Source organism: Flavobacterium sufflavum, assembly GCF_004016525.1.
Taxonomy (GTDB): domain Bacteria; phylum Bacteroidota; class Bacteroidia; order Flavobacteriales; family Flavobacteriaceae; genus Flavobacterium; species Flavobacterium sufflavum.
In genome coordinates, this window is record NZ_SACJ01000001.1 from 666050 (window position 1) to 686295 (window position 20246).

Annotated in this window: 21 protein-coding genes; 13 read left to right on the forward strand and 8 right to left on the reverse strand. The window is 32.4% G+C overall.

From position 1 onward, the window contains the following. Window position 1: 1 nt before the first annotated feature. Complete coding sequence (locus tag EOD40_RS02325; RefSeq protein WP_128193284.1) at window positions 2-769, forward strand: glycosyltransferase family 2 protein; 768 nt, start codon at window positions 2-4, stop codon at window positions 767-769. On the opposite strand, the gene EOD40_RS02330 is transcribed toward EOD40_RS02325, so the two are convergent. Both EOD40_RS02330 and EOD40_RS02335 read right to left on the reverse strand, forming a co-directional pair. Continuing rightward, a complete protein-coding gene (locus EOD40_RS02330) occupies window positions 770-1300 on the reverse strand; it encodes an ORF6N domain-containing protein (RefSeq protein WP_128193285.1) in 531 nt (176 codons plus the stop codon). It lies immediately after the preceding gene. Between the two features lie 43 nt (window positions 1301-1343). Further along, complete coding sequence (locus EOD40_RS02335) at window positions 1344-2654, reverse strand: phenylacetate--CoA ligase family protein (RefSeq protein WP_128193286.1); 1311 nt, start codon at window positions 2652-2654, stop codon at window positions 1344-1346. Window positions 2655-2805: 151 nt separating this feature from the next. On the opposite strand from EOD40_RS02335, the gene purD reads away from it, so the two are divergent. Beyond that, entirely contained in the window at window positions 2806-4080 is a 1275-nt protein-coding gene (gene purD, locus EOD40_RS02340; RefSeq protein WP_128193287.1) for a phosphoribosylamine--glycine ligase, read from the forward strand. 80 nt (window positions 4081-4160) lie between these two features. Here the strand turns inward: purD and EOD40_RS02345 are convergent, their stop codons facing one another. After that, complete coding sequence (locus tag EOD40_RS02345) at window positions 4161-4391, reverse strand: DUF6341 family protein (protein WP_128193288.1); 231 nt, start codon at window positions 4389-4391, stop codon at window positions 4161-4163. Between the two features lie 143 nt (window positions 4392-4534). On the opposite strand from EOD40_RS02345, the gene EOD40_RS02350 reads away from it, so the two are divergent. Beyond that, window positions 4535-5464 carry a hypothetical protein gene (locus tag EOD40_RS02350; protein WP_128193289.1) on the forward strand — a complete coding sequence of 310 codons (930 nt, stop codon included), beginning with the start codon at window positions 4535-4537 and terminating at the stop codon, window positions 5462-5464. Here the strand turns inward: EOD40_RS02350 and upp are convergent. Continuing rightward, window positions 5459-6112, reverse strand: a complete 654-nt coding sequence (gene upp, locus EOD40_RS02355; RefSeq protein ID WP_128193290.1) for a uracil phosphoribosyltransferase — start codon at window positions 6110-6112, stop codon at window positions 5459-5461. The genes EOD40_RS02350 and upp overlap by 6 nt on opposite strands. 99 nt (window positions 6113-6211) lie before the next feature. Here upp and EOD40_RS02360 point away from each other — a divergent pair, with 99 nt between their 5' ends. The 4 genes from EOD40_RS02360 to EOD40_RS02375 all read left to right on the forward strand — a co-directional run bounded on the left by EOD40_RS02360 (window position 6212) and on the right by EOD40_RS02375 (window position 11707). Further along, the gene (locus tag EOD40_RS02360) at window positions 6212-6817 is read left to right on the forward strand and encodes a DUF4254 domain-containing protein (protein WP_128193291.1); all 606 of its coding nucleotides are present in this window, start codon (window positions 6212-6214) and stop codon (window positions 6815-6817) included. 42 nt (window positions 6818-6859) lie between these two features. Continuing rightward, the gene (locus EOD40_RS02365; protein WP_128193292.1) at window positions 6860-7858 is read left to right on the forward strand and encodes a glycosyltransferase family 9 protein; all 999 of its coding nucleotides are present in this window, start codon (window positions 6860-6862) and stop codon (window positions 7856-7858) included. 238 nt (window positions 7859-8096) lie between these two features. Next, entirely contained in the window at window positions 8097-10880 is a 2784-nt protein-coding gene (locus EOD40_RS02370) for an outer membrane beta-barrel protein (RefSeq protein ID WP_164905438.1), read from the forward strand. A gap of 56 nt (window positions 10881-10936) precedes the next feature. Then, a complete protein-coding gene (locus EOD40_RS02375; RefSeq protein ID WP_128193294.1) occupies window positions 10937-11707 on the forward strand; it encodes a GLPGLI family protein in 771 nt (256 codons plus the stop codon). A gap of 70 nt (window positions 11708-11777) precedes the next feature. On the opposite strand, the gene EOD40_RS02380 is transcribed toward EOD40_RS02375, so the two are convergent. From EOD40_RS02380 to EOD40_RS02395, 4 genes are all read right to left on the reverse strand, one after another. Beyond that, on the reverse strand, window positions 11778-12086 hold the full coding sequence (locus EOD40_RS02380) for a hypothetical protein (protein ID WP_128193295.1): 309 nt from the start codon (window positions 12084-12086) through the stop codon (window positions 11778-11780). A 22-nt stretch (window positions 12087-12108) separates the two neighbouring features. Next, window positions 12109-12864 (reverse strand): carboxypeptidase-like regulatory domain-containing protein, encoded by a 756-nt coding sequence (locus EOD40_RS02385; protein WP_128193296.1) that lies wholly within the window; start codon window positions 12862-12864, stop codon window positions 12109-12111. A 160-nt stretch (window positions 12865-13024) separates the two neighbouring features. Then, window positions 13025-13456 (reverse strand): hypothetical protein, encoded by a 432-nt coding sequence (locus EOD40_RS02390; RefSeq protein ID WP_128193297.1) that lies wholly within the window; start codon window positions 13454-13456, stop codon window positions 13025-13027. Window positions 13457-13639: 183 nt separating this feature from the next. Continuing rightward, window positions 13640-14689, reverse strand: coding sequence for a ferredoxin--NADP reductase (locus EOD40_RS02395; protein ID WP_128193298.1), 1050 nt, complete (start codon window positions 14687-14689; stop codon window positions 13640-13642). 127 nt (window positions 14690-14816) lie between these two features. Between EOD40_RS02395 and EOD40_RS02400 the strand changes: the two genes are divergently transcribed. From EOD40_RS02400 to EOD40_RS02425, 6 genes are all read left to right on the forward strand, one after another. Continuing rightward, entirely contained in the window at window positions 14817-15152 is a 336-nt protein-coding gene (locus tag EOD40_RS02400) for a PadR family transcriptional regulator (RefSeq protein ID WP_128193299.1), read from the forward strand. Window positions 15153-15162: 10 nt separating this feature from the next. Then, complete coding sequence (locus EOD40_RS02405; RefSeq protein WP_128193300.1) at window positions 15163-15837, forward strand: hypothetical protein; 675 nt, start codon at window positions 15163-15165, stop codon at window positions 15835-15837. A gap of 2 nt (window positions 15838-15839) precedes the next feature. Continuing rightward, on the forward strand, window positions 15840-16511 hold the full coding sequence (locus tag EOD40_RS02410; RefSeq protein WP_128193301.1) for a hypothetical protein: 672 nt from the start codon (window positions 15840-15842) through the stop codon (window positions 16509-16511). Between the two features lie 160 nt (window positions 16512-16671). After that, a complete protein-coding gene (porW, locus tag EOD40_RS02415) occupies window positions 16672-19302 on the forward strand; it encodes a type IX secretion system periplasmic lipoprotein PorW/SprE (RefSeq protein ID WP_128193302.1) in 2631 nt (876 codons plus the stop codon). Window positions 19303-19307: 5 nt separating this feature from the next. After that, window positions 19308-19697 carry a bactofilin family protein gene (locus tag EOD40_RS02420; protein WP_128193303.1) on the forward strand — a complete coding sequence of 130 codons (390 nt, stop codon included), beginning with the start codon at window positions 19308-19310 and terminating at the stop codon, window positions 19695-19697. After that, complete coding sequence (locus tag EOD40_RS02425; protein ID WP_128193304.1) at window positions 19681-19911, forward strand: AtpZ/AtpI family protein; 231 nt, start codon at window positions 19681-19683, stop codon at window positions 19909-19911. The genes EOD40_RS02420 and EOD40_RS02425 overlap by 17 nt, the downstream gene beginning before the upstream one ends. Window positions 19912-20246: the final 335 nt, after the last annotated feature.

Here is a 20246-nt window from a genome sequence, read left to right on the forward strand (position 1 = left end):
AATGGAAAAGCCTTTAGTATCTGTAATTATACCAACATTCAATTCTGAGAAATACATTTCAGATACTATTATTTCTGTCCAAAAACAAACGTATCAAAACTGGGAAATGTTATTAGTTGACGACGGTTCGACTGATGAAACCCAAACTATAATTACTATTTTTTTAACGGATAAAAGGATTCAATTTTATCCGTTAGAAAAAAATTCAGGCACAGGAGTAGCACGAAATTTTGGAGTTTCAAAGGCTGCCGGAAAATACATTTCGTTTCTGGATGCCGATGATTTGTGGAAACCCAAAAAACTCGAAAAGCAAATCAATTTCATGCAAAAGCAAAATTTACCATTTACTTTTTCGTTTTACGATTGCATCGACGAGCAAGGAAATTCATTAAATAAAAGGGTAGAAGCACCACGAAATTTGTCGTATCTTCAATTGTTTTTTTGCAATTATGTGGGGAATCTGACCGGAATTTATGATGTGGAATATTTTGCAAAAATCGGTATTTCTTCCATTCGAAAACGTCAGGATTGGATGCATTGGCTGACCATTTTGAAAAAGATTAAAACAGCAAAACCTGTTCCTGAAAGTTTGGCTTTGTATCGTGTAAGAGATAATTCCTTATCCACTTCTAAAACTGCTTTAATCCAATATAATTTTGCGGTTTACAGGCAATTTCACGGTTTTAACTTAGTAGTTTCCAGCTTGTGTATGATTGGTTTTTTATTTACTCAATTAGCTATAAAACCATTTTATTCTAAAGAGAGTTAACTATTTTTTATATCCAATTTTTGTTCTTGGTTTCTGCTCCTCTTTTTTCTCGGTTAACTCATCTAAATAAGAGAAAACTAATTCAATATTTTTCCCTTGATTTTCCAGTTTTTTCTGAATTTGAACAATATCCAATTTTATTTCGGTTGTGTCTAAAAGCATTTGTCTTACTTTGGTAAAAATCCGCATAATTTGAATGTTGGTTTGAATGGCTTTTTCGCTATTCAAAACGCTAGATAACATTAAAACGCCGTGTTCTGTGAAAGCAAATGGAAGATATTTTCGATGTGCACCTCTTCCTTTCTTTAAGGTCGCAATTTGCGACCTTAAAGAATTGTATTCATTTTCAGTGAGTTGAAACATGAAATCTTCTGGAAATCTAGTTATATTTCTTTTAACTTGTTCGTTAAGTCGTTTGTTTTCAATGCCATAAAGTATTGCCAAATCTCTATCCAACATTACTTTTTGATTTCTAATGTAGTAAATGTTATTAGAAATTGTCTCTTCCGAAAGAATAAGTTCTGAGTTCATCGCTTTATAGTTTATATAACACTAATATACGATTTTATTTACGTTATAAAAATGAAGTAAATTGTTTCAATTTGCCTCTAGCGGTTCTTTCTAAAGTGTTTTTTCTAATAAATGTAAAATGCAAGTTGGGCTCTAGATATAATGCAATCGTCTCTTCTATTTTTTGAATTTGTACCAAATCTAATTCATTTTCACTTACGTATTCAATCTCAAAACTATCGATTTTTCGTTGTTTGATAATAAATTCTTTGACGTTTCCACCATCTTCAATAATCGATTTGGTTACATAATAAAACGTCAATCCCGGTGATTTTTTTCCACTTGGAAGAATGGCAATATCATTGGTTCGACCAATAAGTTGTTTTAAAATGGGTTTTTCCAAAGTACTTCGTTCGTCCAAAATTCCAATATCGCCAATGTCGTAACGAATAAAAGGATGCGCTTTGTTGAATAGTGAAGTTATTGCAATGCGCCCTTCTTCGCCATAAGGCAAAACCTTATTATTTTCGTCCAGGATTTCAACAAAAAGCGTTTCGGAATTGATTTGCCATTCGTTTTTGGGGTTTTCGAAAGCGATTAAATCCAGTTCTGAAGCTCCGTATTCATTGACAATTGGAATTCCGAATTGGGTTTCTAATAATTTTTTGTCGTCTTCAAAAAGCATTTCAGAAGTGACCATACATACTTTCAAAGTAGGACAAATGTCTTTTAATATGAGGTTTCGCTTTCGCAAAAATTTAGCAAACAACACAATCGAACTAGTGTAGCCGTTGAGATATTCGAATTTTGTATTCTGAAATTTTTTCAGCATTTTTTCTAAAACGGCATCTGATAAATCAAAAATTGGAAATCGGAAACGCTTACTTAAAAAGTCCTTAAAACGTTCTTTTTTGTATCCAATAAAATCTAGTGGAATACCATAAAATCGGGCTTGCAGCGAACGATTAAAATCGATTCCAAACCAACCAAAACGGTACATATTTGAAGCCCAGGTAAGTGCATGGGCATATTTGTCTTTGGCAAAAATAAAAGGTGTGCCGCTGGAACCTGAGGTTTTGTTGATGTAACAGTTTTTAGTTGAAAAACCTTTCGAAAGTCTCGATTCTAGAGGACTTTGGAGATTGGTTTTGTTTAAAACGGGTAAGTCTTCCCAGTTTTTATATTCTTTCGAACCAGCTAATTTTTGATAAAAAGGATTGTTTTCTAAATGAAATTCAACAATAGCTTGTTTCTGATTTTCAATAAATTGTCTTTTTTCTTGAGGATAAAGAGCTACTATTTTGTCCAAATCGGATTTTGCTTTCTTGATAGGGAAAGCATTTAGTTGCAGCGAAAGATCGAAAATAGAAAACATGCGAGTGTTTATTTCCTCAAAAATAATATTATTAAGAAGAACTAAAGGAGAAGAATCGACAACTTTTTAATAAATAATTATTTTTTACGTTCAAAAGCAATTATTTTTGCAGCACTCTAAAAATGAGTTTTTGCAACTAAAATTAAAAGACATGAATATATTACTATTGGGTTCAGGAGGAAGAGAGCATGCATTTGCATGGAAAATGGTTCAAAGTCCACTTTGTGATACCCTTTTTATGGCACCTGGAAATGCTGGAACTGATGCAATTGCTACCAATGTTGCCATTGCTGTAACCGATTTTGAAGCGATTAAAGCTTTGGTTATTAAGGAAAACATAGAAATGGTTGTTGTAGGTCCTGAAGATCCATTAGTAAAAGGTATTTATGATTTCTTTTTGAATGATGCACAGTTGAGTCATGTTCCGGTAATTGGTCCTTCAAAAATTGGAGCACAATTAGAAGGAAGTAAAGAGTTTGCTAAAGAATTTTTGGTAAAACATAAAATCCCAACAGCAGCTTATGATAGTTTTACGGCTGAAACAGTAGAAAAAGGATGCGATTTCTTAGAAACTTTACAGCCACCTTACGTTCTTAAAGCAGACGGATTAGCAGCCGGAAAAGGAGTTTTGATAATTCATGATTTGGCCGAAGCCAAAGAAGAATTGAGAAACATGTTAGTGGGTCAAAAATTTGGTGCTGCGAGTTCAAAAGTAGTTATTGAAGAATTTTTGGATGGAATTGAATTGAGTTGTTTCGTTTTAACTGATGGGAAAAGCTATAAAATTTTACCAACAGCCAAAGATTACAAACGTATTGGTGAAGGCGATGCAGGATTGAATACAGGTGGAATGGGAGCGGTTTCTCCAGTTCCTTATGTTGATGAGGTGTTGATGGAAAAAATTGAAACTCGTATTGTAAAACCTACGATTGAAGGTTTTCAAAAAGATGGAATTCCATACAAAGGTTTTGTTTTTATTGGTTTAATCAATGTTAAAAACGAACCAATCGTAATTGAATACAATGTTCGAATGGGAGATCCGGAAACTGAAGTGGTTATTCCAAGATTGAAAACCGATTTAGTTGAATTGTTTTTGGCTGTAGCCACTGAAAAATTAGACAAAATTGAATTAGAAATAGACGAAAGAAGTGCCACTACGGTAATGCTTGTTTCTGGTGGTTATCCGGAAGATTTTGAAAAAGGAAAAGTAATTTCGGGATTAGAAAACGTGAATAATTCTATTGTTTTCCATGCAGGAACAAAATTGGATAACGGAAGTGTAGTAACTAATGGGGGAAGAGTACTGGCAATTACTTCTTATGGTGATTCTTTCCAGGAAGCTTTGGCGCAATCGTACCAAAACATTGAGGCAATCCATTTTGACAATGTGTATTTCAGAAAAGATATTGGTTTCGATTTAGTTTAAAATTGAAACCAAGTTGTATAAAAAAACGTCCTGATGGCTATCAGGACGTTTTTTATTTGAATCAGTTTATTTCTCTATCCTTATTTTAAGAAAGAGTGAGCTGTAGTATCTTGATTTTCAGTTCCAGCATCATCAAAAATACGTAATTGTTTAATCCAGTAAACAATTGCAGCTGCACAGATAATCATAAAAATCCAGTTTAGTGTATTAGCACCAAACCAACTTACTAGTTCTAAAGCGCGTAAACCGTCTAATGGTTTGAAAAGAAAATCAACAAAAAGAGTTTGTATTCCTTCGAAAAATGCTTTCATGATATATAATTTAAAATTTTATGAATCGTTTTATAATTGGGTAAATAATTAAAAATTTCATTGACCCAATAAAATTTTACTATAACTCGTTTCCTTTTTAAACAAGTATTATATTTACAGTCACAAAAGTATAAAATATCCTTATGATTACAAGTGTTTTTAAAAAATCTACACTATTAAATTTTTCTTTAGTAGTATTTTTGATATTGTTTTTCGATTTTATATATCAAATTCAAGATTTAGCTTGGTCAAATTCGGCTGTTTTGGTTTTTAAAAAGACAGCAATAGGCATTGTAATTTTGGCTTCGGCATTGATTACTAATTTTATATCTAAAAGAAATGGTCTCAGTAAAGACAGTGCCTATAGCATTTTATTCTTTCTGTTGTTGCTGCTTTTTTTTCCAACACTTTATGATAATATCAATCTTGTCTTTGCTAACTTTTTTATTCTTTTAGCATTTCGCAGGCTTATTTCGTTGCAATCTCAAAAAGCATCCAAAGAGAAAATATTTGATGCTTCCTTATGGATTTTTGTAGCTGCCTTATTTCATTTTTGGTGTATTTTGTATTTGGTATTGGTGTTTATTTCTATTATCTCGCATGTTTCGGGGGATTATAGAAATTGGCTTTTGCCTTTTATTGCCTTTTTTGCAATAGCCATTATTTTTGCTTTGTATTCGTTAATATTTAATGCTGATGCGATAGGTTATATTACCAATGGAATAGAAACTAATTTCAGCATTGATTATTTCACCAATATTTACCAGAATGCAGCGCTGTCTATTTATGCCACGGTGTCTTTGTTTTTTGTTATTTCGATGCTAATGACTTTATCTTCCAGACCATTATTGTTACATGCTTCGTTCAAGAAAATTATAATCGCGTTTTTAATTGCTGTAGTAATTTATGTGATTTCGGCTCATAAAAGTAATGATTTATTGGTGTTTACCATTGCTCCTTTGGCAATGATGGCTACCGGTCATATCGAAATGCCGCAGTTAAAATTAAATCAGGAACTGGCTTTAGGAGTGTTGATATTGTGTAGTTTATTTGCTTTTTTCGCTCAATTATAATTTGATTCCGTAAGCCAGGTCGCCAGCGTCTCCAAGACCCGGAACAATATAACTGTGCTCATTTAGTTTTTCGTCTAATGCGCCTATCCATAGGTGAAAGTTATCAGGCAAATGTTTTTCCAGATAAGCAATACCTTCTGGCGCGGCAATTGTCACGGCTATATGAATTTTTTTTGGTATTCCTCTTTCCATCAATCTATTGTAAACGGCAACAATTGATTGTCCCGTAGCAAGCATAGGATCTATCAATAATAAGCATTTATCATTGATATCGGCAATGGCCTGGTATTCGACTTTTATCTCAAAAAAATCATCATTATTAGGATGGTATCTATAGGCTGAAATAAATCCGTTTTCGGCCTGGTCAAAATAATTTAAAAAGCCCAAATGCATGCTTAAACCCGCTCTTAAAATGGAACAAAGAACAATAGTATCGGCAATTTGGGTTGTTTTTTTGATTCCAAGAGGAGTTTGAATTTCGATGGCTTTATAATCCAATTCTTTGCTTAATTCGTAAGCCATAATTTCGCCGATGCGCTCTATATTTCGTCTGAATCGCATCGCATCTTTATGGACGTTTACATCTCTTATCTCTCCTAAAAAATGGTTTAAAATGCTATTTTTTTCTGATAAATAATGAATTTTCATAAGAGAAGAATTGTTGGTTAGAAATGTGGTACAGAAAGTTAAAATGTAATTTTTTTATAAAAGTATAAAAAGTATCTTTGTCTAAATAAAAAGATAAATATGTTTTCAAAATTAGCTTATTCCGTTTTTGAACAAAGTATAAAAGATTATCACCAATTTGATAATGTAGACCAACCGATAAACAATCCTTTCCCGAAGGAACAGTTTGAGCATTTATTGTACCTGAAAAATTGGATTGACACCGTACAATGGCATTTCGAGGATATCATTCGTGATCCACAAATTGATCCGGTGGCGGCTTTGACTTTGAAAAGAAGAATCGATGCTTCTAATCAGGAACGTACTGATATGGTGGAATATATTGATAGTTATTTTCTACAAAAATACAGTAAGGTTGTTGTAAAAGAAGAGGCAAAAATCAATTCAGAAAGTCCGGCTTGGGCATTTGACAGATTGTCAATTTTAGCATTGAAAATTTACCACATGACTGAAGAAGCTAATCGTACAGAGGCTTCACAAGAACACAGAGATAAATGTCAGGAAAAACTAAATGTACTTTTAGAACAAAGAACTGATTTGTCTACAGCCATTGATGATTTGTTGACTGATATCGAAAACGGAGATAAATTCATGAAAGTGTACAAACAAATGAAAATGTACAACGACGACGAATTGAATCCTGTTTTATACCATGGGAAGAAATAATTGAATAGTCAATTGACTTCAAAAATAAAGCATATAGCCGTCATGAGACTCTCCGCAATGGGAGATGTTGCCATGACGGTTCCTGTTTTACGCGCCTTTGTAAAACAGTATCCAACGGTTCAAATTACCGTGGTTTCCCGACCATTTTTTAAGCCTTTTTTTGAAGGAATTCCCAATCTTTCTTTCTTTGCTTTTGATGAGAAAGAACTTCATAAAGGTTTTCCGGGTTTGCTGCGATTGTTTCAGGAATTAAGAAAGTTAAAAATCGACGCTTTTGCCGATTTGCATAATGTTTTGCGTTCTAAAATTGTGCGAACACTTTTTGCTTTAAGCGGAAAAAAAGTAGCAGCCGTTGATAAAGGCCGTGAAGGAAAAAAAGCATTAACCGCTCTTGAAAACAAGGTTTTCAAACAACTCCCAACGATGTTTGAGAATCATACCCAGGTATTTAAAAAATTAGGTTTTGCTGTTAATTTATCGAATCCGGAATTTCCTGAAAAAGCGGTTTTAGATCCTAAAATTGTTTCTATAATAGGCGAAAATCATCAAAAACTAATCGGAATTGCGCCTTTTGCACAATACGAATCTAAAGTTTATCCTTTGGATTTAATGCAGCAAGTAATAGCTAAATTGGCTGAAAATCCAGAAAATAAAATCTTGCTTTTTGGCGGAGGAAAAAAAGAAATCGAAATCTTGGATTCTATTTCGTTTCCATACGAAAACGTCATCAATATGGCGGGAAAAATCAAATTCCAGCAGGAACTACAACTCATCAGTAATTTGGATGTGATGCTTTCCATGGATTCCGGAAATGCGCATATTGCAGCCATATTAGGGGTAAAAGTAGTCACACTTTGGGGTGCTACACATCCTTTTGCTGGTTTTGCACCATTCAATCAACCACAGGAAAACGCCTTGGTTTCCGATAGAGAAAAGTATCCATTATTGCCTACTTCTGTTTACGGGAACAAAAAAGTAGAAGGTTATGAAGATGCCATGCGAACGATTTCCGTTGATTCTATTGTAAAAAAATTAAGTTAGTGTAAACAAGTGAATTAAATCAAATTCATATTTAAACTTGTTGTTTCTTCAATTATTTTTTGAAAGAATAATTTTATCAATTATTTAACAAATAGCTTTTAAATTATAAGTGTAAAAAATACTATTTTGGCTCGCTGTGAGTTAGCTCTTACAACTCAAGCTAATCTAGGGAAAAGAGGGACTTTTTTTGTCGAGTTGCTTTTTTTAAATGTTAATACAATATAAACAGAAACTATTTATGCCAAAAATTACATTAACAATTGCAATTTTGTTCTTATTCTCTTTTTCAGCATTTTCTCAAAAAGCGATTATTTCAGGTGTTGTAACTGATAGTAAAGATAAAACAGCAGTTCACAATTCGGTTGTTGCTTTATTAACCCCTGTCGACTCTATTTTATATAGGTTTACCCGATCGGATAAAAAGGGGAATTTTAATCTTAAAAATGTAAAAGCAGGAAACTATATTTTGATGACTTCCCACAGTCAATATGCCGATTATGTAGATGCCATAATTGTTAATGATAACGATAAAAATTTGGGAACAATTGCTTTGAAAAGTAAAATAGAAGTGTTGCGAGAAGTAGTTGTAAAGACAGGTTCTATTAGAATTAAAGGAGATACTACCAGTTACAGGGCTAGTGATTTTAAAGTAGATGCCAATGCCAATGTAGAAGAATTACTTAAAAAATTGCCAGGTATTCAGGTAGATAGAAATGGGGTTATAAAAGCTATGGGCGAAACCGTACAAAAAGTATTGGTAGATGGAGAAGAATTTTTTGGTGATGATCCAGGCATGGCAGTAAAAAATCTACGTGCAGATGCTGTAAAAGAAGTACAGGTTTTTAATAAGAAAAGCGAACAGGCTGAATTTACAGGCATTGACGATGGCAAAACCCAAAAAACAATTAATCTGAAATTAAAAGAAGACAAGAAGAAAGGCTATTTTGGTAAAATAGACGGAGCCAATCAGCCTTTTACCGATGCTGATTCCAGATACAATACCAATCTGATGGTGAGTAGTTTTAAAGGAAAAAGAAAACTATCTGCATTTTTATTGAATGGAAATACGGGTCAGGATGGTTTGAGTTGGGAAGATAGTGAGAAATTTGGTGCTCGTGATGGAAATATAAGCATGAATATGGATGATGATGGAAATGTGAGTTACGAATGGGTGGGAGGCAGTAATGACGGGGAACCTTATGTTAATACCCAAAACGGTTTTATCAAAAACACCAATGCCGGCATACAGTACACTAACAAGTGGAATGAAAAACAAAATCTGAATGTTTCCCCAAAATTTAATCAGCAAATTTACACCAACAATAATAGTAGAATTTCGCAAACACAGGTGGGAGATACTTTTTTGAATGAAGAAAGTTCAACGGAAACTAATGTTAATAGAAGAAACTTTAAACTCAATGCAGTTTATGATGTAAAATTAGATTCGGTAAACTCTATAAAATTCTCTGCCAAAACTAATTTTTATCAAACGCAAAGTGATGAATTTACTAATAGAAAAACAACTGGTGAGGCTGATGTTTTGAAAAATAAACAACAGAGAACATTCATTACCGATTCGGATAAGTCTGCTTTATCAGCGGGTTTACTGTTCAAACATAAATTCGCCAAAGCCCGCCGTACCTTTTCATTCAGTAGCAGTTGGAGTCTTTTGAATACCAATTCGAATAACATTTTAAAGTCATCTAATGAAAGTTATATTAATGGTAATTTTGATTCTAAAGTGGATGTAAATCAAAATAAAATTGGCGACAGAGCGAATCAAAATTTTACAGCAAGTGTAAGTTATTCGGAGCCTATTGCCAAGCAGTTAGCATTGCAGTTTAGTTACCAAATAACCTATGACAAGGGTAAAAACAACTATTTTACTTATGATTATTCGGAAGATACAGCTAAGTATGATGAATTAGTAACTTCGTTGTCAAACCAGTTTGAACAGGCAGTTGTTACACAAAGACCTAATGTAAGATTGAGTTACAATGCTAAAAAAATCAATTATAGTATTGGCAGTGGTTTTGGTTTTACTACTTTCGATTTACAGGATTTAAGTATGAATAAAGAATACAAGCGCAATTATACCAACTTTTTCCCGTCGGCTAATTTCTCTTATAAGTATAAAAGTAACAGTAATTTGCGTTTTGATTATCAGGGATCAACCAGACAGCCTAGCCTTGAACAATTGCAGCCTTTAAGAAACAATCAGGATTTCTTTAATCAAACCTTAGGGAATCCTGATTTAAAACAATCTTTTACTAATAGAATAAACATCAACCAGAATAGTTATAATATGCTAACAGAAACTCAGATTTATCAGGGGCTTTCTTTTAGTACAACAGCTAATCAAATTATTTATAACAGTACAATAGACCCTGAAACAGCCAAAACCATTTCCAAACCAATAAATTCGAATGGCAATTTTTCAGCAAATTTCTATTTTGGATACGGATTAAAGATTAAGAAAATTGATTTATATGCTGATTTCAGACCAAATATTAATTATAATAAATCGGTAATAAGTATCAATGATAAAATGGGTGATACTAAAAATTTAAATACAGGATTTTCAGTTTATTTGTCTAAATATAAGCAAAAGAAATATGATATTAGCCTGAGCAACAGATTTTCTTATAATCGAAGCAGTACTACTCAAAACAGCGAAGTAAAATCATTCAATACTAATGAATTGAATTTAAATTTAGGCGTTTTTTTGGGTGAAAAATGGAAACTGTCTACCGATTACAATTTAAGCACCCGACAAAAAACAATAGATTTTCAGGATAATTTGACCAATCAATTGTGGAATGCCAGATTGCAACGTACTTTCAAGAAAGACGAGTTTACAGCTTATATAATGGTACGGGATATTTTAAATCAGAATATAGGTATTCAACGAAATGTATATCAAAACACCATTAGTCAGGAACAAAATGACCGACTTAAACGATATGCGATGATAGGTTTTACTTGGAATTTTAAAAATGGAGGGGAAACAGCCAAAAAATAGATTTATTTGGTTGCAACGACTTTAAGGACAATTTCACAACTCATAATTTACAAACGATGAAAACAATATATTTTATAATTATATCATTAATTTTTACAACGTCCACTTTTGCACAGCAATTTGTAGATAAGGCTATTATTGAATTTGAAGTAAGTACCAATCTAAAAAAAACAATGAGTAATCGTAGTTGGGATGAGATGATGAAAGACAATTTGTCTGACCTTAAGATTTCTTATTTCACTTATACTTTTGCAGATAACAAAAGCATATTCAAATTTGACAGATGGAGCCCAAAAACAAGGATTCCAAAATACTATAAAGATGCTGATGAGGAAAACAGCTGGTATTTTGATTTTACCACAGGAACCATGAGTATGCAAAAACAAATTATAGGAACTAATTTTGTTATTACCGATAGTATTCCAAAAATTGAATGGAAAATCACCAATGAGAACAGGGAAATAGCAGGATACAATTGTCGAAAGGCAGTTGGGAAAATTATGAAAGATGTTTATGTTTTTGCCTTTTACACCGATGATATTACCATTTCAGGAGGACCTTGTTCTATAAGTGGTTTACCCGGCATGATTTTAGGTCTTACCATTCCAAGATTATACACTTCATATATTGCAACTAAAGTTGACGTAACATTTAGCAATGCTGCTGAAATAAAACCCTTCACGGCTAAAAAAACCTATGATTTTACAGCTTTGAAATCCTTGATTGAAGAAAAAACAAAAGACTGGTTCAGTTATGGCGATGACAAAGAAGAAAAAGAAGAAAACGAAAGACAAAAAAATATGTTTATGTGGAATGCTTTTTTATAGTCATTGCGAGGAACGAAGCAATCCCATTTGTTACTCTCCACGTGTGATGGAGCCCGTTCCTCGCAATGACCTACAAATATATCTTTTCATCCTTACATCTGTCATAAATATATCTTTTTAGATTTGAAATGGTTTCCAGATAATCAGGTGCAGGGTAACCAAAGCGTTCGTGTTCCATTTGCTCTTTTTCGATGGCGTTACAGCCTTTAATAACTTCTTTGAGCATATCGAGCATGGCCAGTTCTTTGTTGTTTGTTTTCTGAAATTTGAACTCTACAATTTCGTCCTGCAATTGCTCGCAATAGTCCATAAGTTGCATTACTTCTGGTTCGTCAATAAGAGAAGGGTTGTTCTTGAAAATTTCTCGAATGGATTTCATAGTATGATAATATAATGAAGTATTAATATTTGAATTTTTTACTTTTCCAAAACTGCCACCATCTTTTGTTTTTTATTACTACAACTTCACCTAGTAAAGCTTGTTGAGCTTTAATAATAAAAAGGTCTTTAGTTTTGGGTAATTCTGATTTGTCGATTATAGTTTCAGTATTTTCGTAACCAATATAAGAGATTATAATATGGATTTTGTTGGTCAATAAATTATCAGGGATTATAAGTTTAAAATTTCCGTCCAAATTAGTTATTGTTTCTGTTTTACTGTTTTTGATTAAGATATTTACACCTGGTAATGGTTCTTTTGATTTACTATCAATAACTTTTCCTTCAATTATATTTTTTAAACTGTCTAAAACAGGTTCTTTTTTCTGTTTTTTTTGATATGACGTATTTAATTTTGTATCAATAACAGATACAATTTCTATTCGGGAAGATTGTTTTGAAAATGGATTATTTTTTGCAAATGAATTTATTGTTGTTCCTAATAAAAAAAGTCCAGTTAGTGTTTTATATAATATTGAACGGTTTTCAAGTTGCTTATTTTCAATAAGTCTGTTAAGTTGCACTTCATTCAAGCGACCACAAATTTTATCTGATTTTTGGTCAACGATTTGAATAATTTTATTATCTGTTAAGGAAGTAAAATCAATCACAGTTTTTGAACAATAGGAACAAAATTTTCCATTACTAATTTTATACATTGAATTCCAATCTTGATGACAAGGATTATCAATTTTCAATATATAGTTCTGTCGTTTCACACTCTTGTTTTTAAATATTGATGATAGTATAATCAAAATTAACTAGATTTCAATCACTTTAATTATTGCTAATGTAAGAAAAATCAATTTTATATATAACAAAAAAACTTCCCTTTTCAGAGAAGTTCTTGTTATGAGTATCGGTAACGAATGCAAAAAATTAAGCCACTAAGTCATATTCTCTGTCTTGATTGAGAAGGTAATAACCTATTGTTTTGTTTTTGTTTTTATCTACAACAATTACAACAAAATTATTTTCTTTTTCGGTAGCCAGTAAAATGTGTTCAAAATCTTCCGTTGAATTTCTATAAACTTTATAAATCAACTCACGCTCTTTGATTTTGTGGGAGAGAATCTTAGCTGTTTTTAATTGGCTAACAAACGGCCAGATGTTAAAAACCGTTATGTCGTTCTTTGTTATTTCTAACATTTTCCCAAGCATTGTTGAGCGGTATTTTTCTTCATCAAGTAGTTTAGGTACTTTTTTAGTATTCAATATTTTAATAATGATGAAGGCAGAAAACAGAGCCGTTACTACAAATAGTAAAATAAAAGAGAGATGAAGAGGGTGAATTTGGTTGTGGATTGTCATAATATTTAATGTTTTAAACGGGTTGACAAATAGGTTTGACTCTACAAATCCATTCTAGATTTAGAAAGATTGCGATTATCTTAGATTTACTACTAAGATAATAAATTAAATAAAAAAAACTTCCCTTTTTAAAGAGAAGTTTTTAGTTATTGTAATTTGGAATTTCAATATTGATATTTAATACTAAACATCATCATAATCCACATAGATCGTTTCTGATGTTGGGTGTGCCTGACAGCTTAGGATTAGTCCATCGGCAATTTCTTTATCGGTAAGAATCGAGTTTTTCTTCATTTCGGCGCTTCCTTCGGTTACGCGGCAAAGACAGCTGCTGCAAATTCCGCCCTGACAGGAATAAGGTGCGTCGATTCCTTGTTTTAAGGCCGCTTCCAGAATAGTTTGTTTTTGGGACATTTCGAATGAAGTTTCTTCATCGTCAACCATAATGGTAATTTTCGAATGTCCGCTTAAATCTTTTATTTCATGTTCATGAACCGAAGCCTTGAAAAGTTCAAACTTGATAGCCGATTCTTTTACGTTTTTCTCTTTCAAAATCCCGGAAACATTGTCAATCATTGCTTCAGGACCACACAAATAGAATTTTTCAAATTCTAAGGCTGAGTGTTTGTTGTTCAGAACATAATTCACCACCGATTTGTCAATTCGACCAAACAATGCTTCATCTACTTTGACCTGACTGTACACATAATGAACAAACAATCTATTTACATATTGCAAATGCAAATCATGTAATTCTTGGTGAAAAATAGTCTGTTCAGGCGATTTGTTTCCGTAAACCAGTACAAAAGAACTTTTAGGTTCGCTTTTTAAAACTGATTTCAGGATAGACAAAACAGGGGTAATTCCGCTTCCGGAAGCAAAAGCAACATAGTTTTTTTGCTTGTTGGCTTCAGGTTCAAAAACGAATTTACCTTCAGGTTTTCCTACTTCGAGAACATCTCCGGCTTTTAGTTGATTGTTAGCAAATTGAGAAAACAAACCATCTTTTACGGCTTTTACGGCAATGCGCAATTCGCCACTTTCCGGTGAAGAACAAATAGAATACGCACGACGGATTTCTTTTCCGTCCAAGGTAAGTCTTAGATTTACATATTGACCTGCCACGAATTCATAATTGTCTTTTAATTCTTCGGGAACATTAAAAAGTATCGAAACGGCAGCTGCGGTTTCTCTTCTAACCTCTTTTATAAGGAGTTTAAGAAAATTTGGCATGGGATATAATTTTTGACAAAGATAGCAAACGGAATAGCTTCTTAAAATCAAAAGAGGAAAATTTCATACCTAAATTTGTTATGTATAAGAATCTTATGTATGTTTGTCGTTCAAAATGAAAGCGATTATGAAAAATTCCCAATTATACAAAGGCAGTTTGAATACCATTATCATGAAATTATTAGAAGAAAATGGTAAAATGTATGGTTATGAAATTACCCAAAAAGTAAAAGCAATTACTCAAGGAGAATTGAATATTACCGAAGGGGCGTTGTATCCTGCTTTGCATAAACTGGAAGCCGAAGGTTTACTTGATGTTGAGATTGAAAAAGTAGATAATCGAATGCGAAAGTATTATAAACTCACTGAATCTGGAGAAAAAGAAACGATGAATCGACTTTCGGAATTAGAAGATTTTATCAGAAATATGCAAAGTTTAGTAAATCCAAAATTAGAATTTTAATTTTCGAACTATGAAATTAAGAACAGAACAAATCGAAATAATTGATCAAACCTTAGTTTTAAACGGGATGGTTTATGATGATGTAAAATTAGAATTGATAGATCATATTGCCACTGATATTGAAAATCAATTAGAAAATAAAGAGACGAATTTTGAAGTTGCTTTAAAAATAGCTTTTGAAAATTGGTCAGATCAATTGCACTTGGGTAATTCGTTTTGGATAAATAGTCGAAAAGCGATTCCCAGAATGTTATTAGACCGCTGGATTTTAGAAACCAAAAAAAAGTTTTTTCTAGGCGGTATAATTGCAATTGTATTGTCTATACTAATAACTTTTATAGAAAAAATATTAAATAGTTCTACTATTTTAAGCAGCTTAGGTACGATTCTAAGAATTGTTTTTTCACTTGAATTAGTGACTATTTTGGTTTTCAGACTTATTATTTGGAAATCAGAGAGAAAATCATTTTCCGGATTTCTTTTTCAAACTCAAACTCGATTTGCGGTTCTTTTTATACTCTTTTTGTTTTGTTTTAAAGGAATGCCTTTTTTGATTTCGTCACCAGACTTAAAAATCAATTTAATTTCAAATTTCATGGGAATGTTTTACATGGTTGTATCATTATTTTTTATACAAATTGCCTTAAAACATTTTCAATTTATTCAAAAACATAAAGTTTCTTAACTATGAAATTAACTAACGAACAAATTGCAATAATTGACCAAACTTTAATAGATAAAGGTGTGGTTTATGATGAAATTAAACTGGAATTACTGGATCACATTGTAACGGATATTGAATTAGAAACCGAAGGATCTGATTTTGATATCGCTTTTTCGAAGGCTATGCTTAAATGGGAAAGAGAATTAGAAGGAGTTAATCCTTCGGGAAAATTTGCAGTTTCAAGAATGGTAAAAGAAAAATTTTCTAAGATCACTAAAAATCATTACAAATTCTCTTTACTTGCGGTTCTTATTTTTAGTGTTTTAATGACAACTATTACACGGTTAAAACCTGAAGAGTATTTTTATTATAATTTACATTTAGTTTTTTATTCTGTTTATTCTTTAATCTGTTTAATTAACATAATAAGTATGTTTTTTATCTGGAAATTAAAAATAAAAACAATTTATGGGCGATTTTTTCAAGCAAATGTAGGTTTTACGGCCTTTAATTTTTATCTGATTTATTCAGGTTTAAACAAACTAAGCAATTTGTATCGTTACTATATTTATAAAAGTTTTTTTTTAAATTTTTTAGAATGGGTTTTTAAGGGTTTCTTCTTTTTCATGGCTGTCTATTTAGTTATGGTAGCAGTAGAACATTTTAGAACAATCAAAAAATATAAATTGGTTTGATTTTTTGTAAAACATATAAAATCAATAAGTTAATAGCATAAAATGATTCGACAGAAAAGAATAGATGATTAAATTTAAATATTTCAAAAAGAAACGTATTTTTACCAGTCATTATACTAAAAAAACTTTTTAAAAGTTTAATGATAAAAACCGCGAATCATTGAAAACCAACAAATTTAAATATTCAATTCCCTTAGGGTGTTTGTGTGTTTTGGTAGCTTGTTCTACTAGGAATGATACTTTTTTGGCCCGAAATTCACATGCTTTAAGTACTAAATACAACATTTTATACAACGGTCAAAAAGGATTAGACAAAGGAATTAAGACCATTGAAGCCGGTAACCAGGATGATTTTTGGGAAATTCTGCCTGTCGAAGCCATGAAAATCGATGAGGATCTTGTGGTAGCCGACACGACTAAAAATGCCGATTTTAGATTGGCAGAAACCAAAGCTACTAAGGCTATCCAGAAACATTCCATGAATATTGGCGGAAGAGAACGCAATTATCAAATTGACGAAGCTTACTTATTATTAGGGAAATCCCGTTATTACGACAAGCGATTCATTCCCGCTCTGGACGCTTTCAATTATATTTTATACAAATATCCAAACAGTAGCCGAATTGATGAAGCTAAAATTTGGCGTGAGAAAACCAATATGCGTTTGGGCAACGATGCCTTGGTAATTAAAAATATTACCAAGATGCTCAAAGAACACAAATCTAAAAAACAGGTGTTGGCTGATGCCAATGCGCTTCTGGCATCGGCATTTTTAAACTTGGAAGAAAAAGACAGCGCGATTGTCAAATTAAAAAAGGCAGTCAACTTTAGCAGACGCAATAACGAAAAAGCCAGATACCGTTTTATCCTGGGACAGTTGTATCAGGAAATGGGTAAAAATGATAAGGCAAGAGCCTATTATGAAGCGGTGATTAAGATGAATCGAAAATCCGACAGGAAATACATGATTCAGTCGCAGGTGAGATTGGCACAACTGTTTGATTATCAAAATGGCGATAAATTTGCTTTTGACGAAAAATATCATAAACTTTTAGAGAATAGAGAAAATCGTCCTTTTCTGGATGTTTTGAATTACCAGATGGGAGTTTTTTATGACAAACAAGGTAAGGATGAGAAAGCTTTACAATATTATAATGCTTCTTTAAAAAAGGCTAAAACCGATAATTATTTAATAGCATCTAATTACAGAAATATTGGAGATATGTATTTTAAAAATGCCCGTTATCCAATGGCCGCAAAATATTATGACAGCACCTTAGTGAAACTCAATCCTAAAACCAGAGAGTTTATTCACATTGAAAAAGTGCGCAAGAATCTGGATGATGTTATTTTGTATGAAGAGATTGCGGTTAGAAATGACAGTATTCTTAAAGTGGTTTCGATGACTGAAACAGAGAAAGTGGCTTATTTTGACACTTATATCGAAAAATTGAAAAAGGCAGATGAAGCCAAAAGGATTCAAGAAGAAAAAGAAGCTGAGAAACAAAAAAATATTGAAAGAAACAGTAAATCGGCAACAGCCGATGCAGTGGTTTCGGCAAATGGAAAATCAGTGCCTAAACCGGCATTTACTCCACCTTCAATGACCAGTCTTCAAGCGGAAGCTACTTTTTATTTTTACAACCCATCTACGGTATCTTTTGGAAAAGTGGCCTTTAAGAAAAATTGGGGCAAACGTGTTGCAGGAGGATTTTGGAGAGTTTCTTCATCGGCTAATATGAATTCTAATGTAGCGGCTGCTAAAGATTCTGTTGCGGTTCAGGAACAGGAAGTAGTGGCGGAGAAGATTTCGAAAGAAAAAGAAAAAGTAATAGAACCTAAATACACTTCGGATTTTTACGTAGGCCAATTGCCAACTTCAACTACCGTGATTGACAGTATTGCCAAAGAGCGCAATGATGCTTATTATCAGTTAGGGGTTGTTTATAAAGAAAAGTTCAAAGAATACGATTTGGCTGCTCAAAAATTAGAGCAATTATTAGTTAATAAACCCGAAGAAAAATTAGTGCTTCCTACATGGTATAATTTGTATAAGATTTATCAAATTATAAACAGTGATAAAGCCGAAGCAATCAGAAATAAGATTATTACGCAATATCCTAATTCGCGTTATGCACAAATTCTAAACAATTCTAATGTGATTGTTGAAGAAGGAAGTCCCGATGTGGTTTACAAAAAACTATATCAACAATTTACCAATGAAGAATTTGATGCCGTTTTAGGAAAAATAGACGGTTTGATTAATCAGTTTTCGGGCGAGGAAGTGGTACCTAAACTGGAGCTTTTAAAAGCAAATACCATTGGGAAATTAAAAGGTTTAGTAGCTTACAAAGCGGCATTAGAATTTGTGGCTGCTACCTATCCAAATACCGAAGAAGGTAAAAAAGCCCATAGTATTTTGGCAGACCAAATTCCGCAATTAGAAAAAATGGATTTCGATTTCAAAGCCTCTAATCACTGGAAGATACTTTATCCGGTAGCCTTAAATGCTGCTAATGACAAAAAAGCAATCGAGGAAAAAATCAGCAAGTTTATGAATGCTGAGAACGGTCAGAAACTAAATCTTGCCTTTAATTCGTATGTTGATAATGAAGGATTTGTTATACTTCAAGGAATTGCTTCTGAAGAATATGCGGCCAGTGTAGCCAATGTTTTAAAAGAAGATCCAAATTATAAAATAGCGGTACCGGCAGTGATTATTTCTAACGAAAATTATAAAATAGTTCAAATCAAGAAAAACCTGAAGTCTTATTTAGAAGCCAAAAAATAATTATCATGTTTAATAAAAAAGAGAAACCTTATACTGACCTTTTAGGGAAAACCAATAGAATTGTTGAAGGGACTATAATAAAAGGCGATATTATTTCGAAGGCTGATTTTAGATTAGACGGAGAATTAATTGGGAATTTTCAATCCACAGGAAAACTGGTTATAGGCCCTACAGGAAGTGTTACAGGTGATATTACTTGTAACAATGCAGATATTGAAGGGAAATTTAGTGGTACAATTCAGGTAACAGAATTATTAAATATAAAGTCCAAAGCGAGTATTCATGGTGATGCAACCGTGGGTAAATTATCAGTTGAACCGGGAGCCGATTTTAGTGCTTCTTGTAGCATGAAAGAAAATCTAAAAACAACAGCAAGCGATGGAAGAGAAACCTAACAAAAAAAGACCCAGTAAATGGCTGGCTTTGATTAATATTCCCATACAAATGGGATTAATTATTTTTCTGTTCTCTTATTTTGGCGATTGGCTTGATGAAAACCATCCCCATCCTAAAATCTATTACAATAAAATATTAGTGATGTTAGGAGTAGGCGTAGCATTGTATAATGTAATACGACAGGTCAATGAAATTAACAATGAAAAAGATTAATCTTTAAATACAGCAGGATTTTTAGATAAAACAAAAAATATGATTTTAAAAAATTACAAGTCGTTTCGCTTTTTGATAATTTCAGTAGGTATAGCCTATGTATTGCACAAATTGATTTTTTATTTTTTCAAAATCAGCCAGGAGACTTTTTATTACAGCATAGAAAAGCTGTATTGCATCTTTTTTATACTTTCTGTTTTGATATTTTTGATCTTATTAAAGGTGAAAGAACGTAGTTTTGAGCAACTAGGAATGTTTTTCCTTTTTTTAAGTAGCATCAAAATTATTTTCTACTATATGCTTCTAAGACCGATTTTGAAGATCAGTCATTATGA

What these genes read in the sequence shown, in the direction of transcription:
- EOD40_RS02330 (WP_128193285.1), bottom strand. Translation starts at nt 1,300, where the DNA reads ATGAACTCAGAACTTATTCTTTCGGAAGAGACAATTTCTAATAACATT.
- EOD40_RS02335 (WP_128193286.1), bottom strand. Translation starts at nt 2,654, where the DNA reads ATGTTTTCTATTTTCGATCTTTCGCTGCAACTAAATGCTTTCCCTATC.
- EOD40_RS02395 (WP_128193298.1), bottom strand. Translation starts at nt 14,689, where the DNA reads ATGCCAAATTTTCTTAAACTCCTTATAAAAGAGGTTAGAAGAGAAACC.
- EOD40_RS02350 (WP_128193289.1), top strand. Translation starts at nt 4,535, where the DNA reads ATGATTACAAGTGTTTTTAAAAAATCTACACTATTAAATTTTTCTTTA.
- EOD40_RS02365 (WP_128193292.1), top strand. Translation starts at nt 6,860, where the DNA reads ATGAGACTCTCCGCAATGGGAGATGTTGCCATGACGGTTCCTGTTTTA.
- upp (WP_128193290.1), bottom strand. Translation starts at nt 6,112, where the DNA reads ATGAAAATTCATTATTTATCAGAAAAAAATAGCATTTTAAACCATTTT.
- EOD40_RS02405 (WP_128193300.1), top strand. Translation starts at nt 15,163, where the DNA reads ATGAAATTAAGAACAGAACAAATCGAAATAATTGATCAAACCTTAGTT.
- purD (WP_128193287.1), top strand. Translation starts at nt 2,806, where the DNA reads ATGAATATATTACTATTGGGTTCAGGAGGAAGAGAGCATGCATTTGCA.
- EOD40_RS02425 (WP_128193304.1), top strand. Translation starts at nt 19,681, where the DNA reads ATGGAAGAGAAACCTAACAAAAAAAGACCCAGTAAATGGCTGGCTTTG.
- EOD40_RS02400 (WP_128193299.1), top strand. Translation starts at nt 14,817, where the DNA reads ATGAAAAATTCCCAATTATACAAAGGCAGTTTGAATACCATTATCATG.
- EOD40_RS02370 (WP_164905438.1), top strand. Translation starts at nt 8,097, where the DNA reads ATGCCAAAAATTACATTAACAATTGCAATTTTGTTCTTATTCTCTTTT.
- EOD40_RS02345 (WP_128193288.1), bottom strand. Translation starts at nt 4,391, where the DNA reads ATGAAAGCATTTTTCGAAGGAATACAAACTCTTTTTGTTGATTTTCTT.
- EOD40_RS02410 (WP_128193301.1), top strand. Translation starts at nt 15,840, where the DNA reads ATGAAATTAACTAACGAACAAATTGCAATAATTGACCAAACTTTAATA.
- EOD40_RS02360 (WP_128193291.1), top strand. Translation starts at nt 6,212, where the DNA reads ATGTTTTCAAAATTAGCTTATTCCGTTTTTGAACAAAGTATAAAAGAT.
- EOD40_RS02375 (WP_128193294.1), top strand. Translation starts at nt 10,937, where the DNA reads ATGAAAACAATATATTTTATAATTATATCATTAATTTTTACAACGTCC.
- EOD40_RS02380 (WP_128193295.1), bottom strand. Translation starts at nt 12,086, where the DNA reads ATGAAATCCATTCGAGAAATTTTCAAGAACAACCCTTCTCTTATTGAC.
- EOD40_RS02420 (WP_128193303.1), top strand. Translation starts at nt 19,308, where the DNA reads ATGTTTAATAAAAAAGAGAAACCTTATACTGACCTTTTAGGGAAAACC.
- EOD40_RS02390 (WP_128193297.1), bottom strand. Translation starts at nt 13,456, where the DNA reads ATGACAATCCACAACCAAATTCACCCTCTTCATCTCTCTTTTATTTTA.
- EOD40_RS02325 (WP_128193284.1), top strand. Translation starts at nt 2, where the DNA reads ATGGAAAAGCCTTTAGTATCTGTAATTATACCAACATTCAATTCTGAG.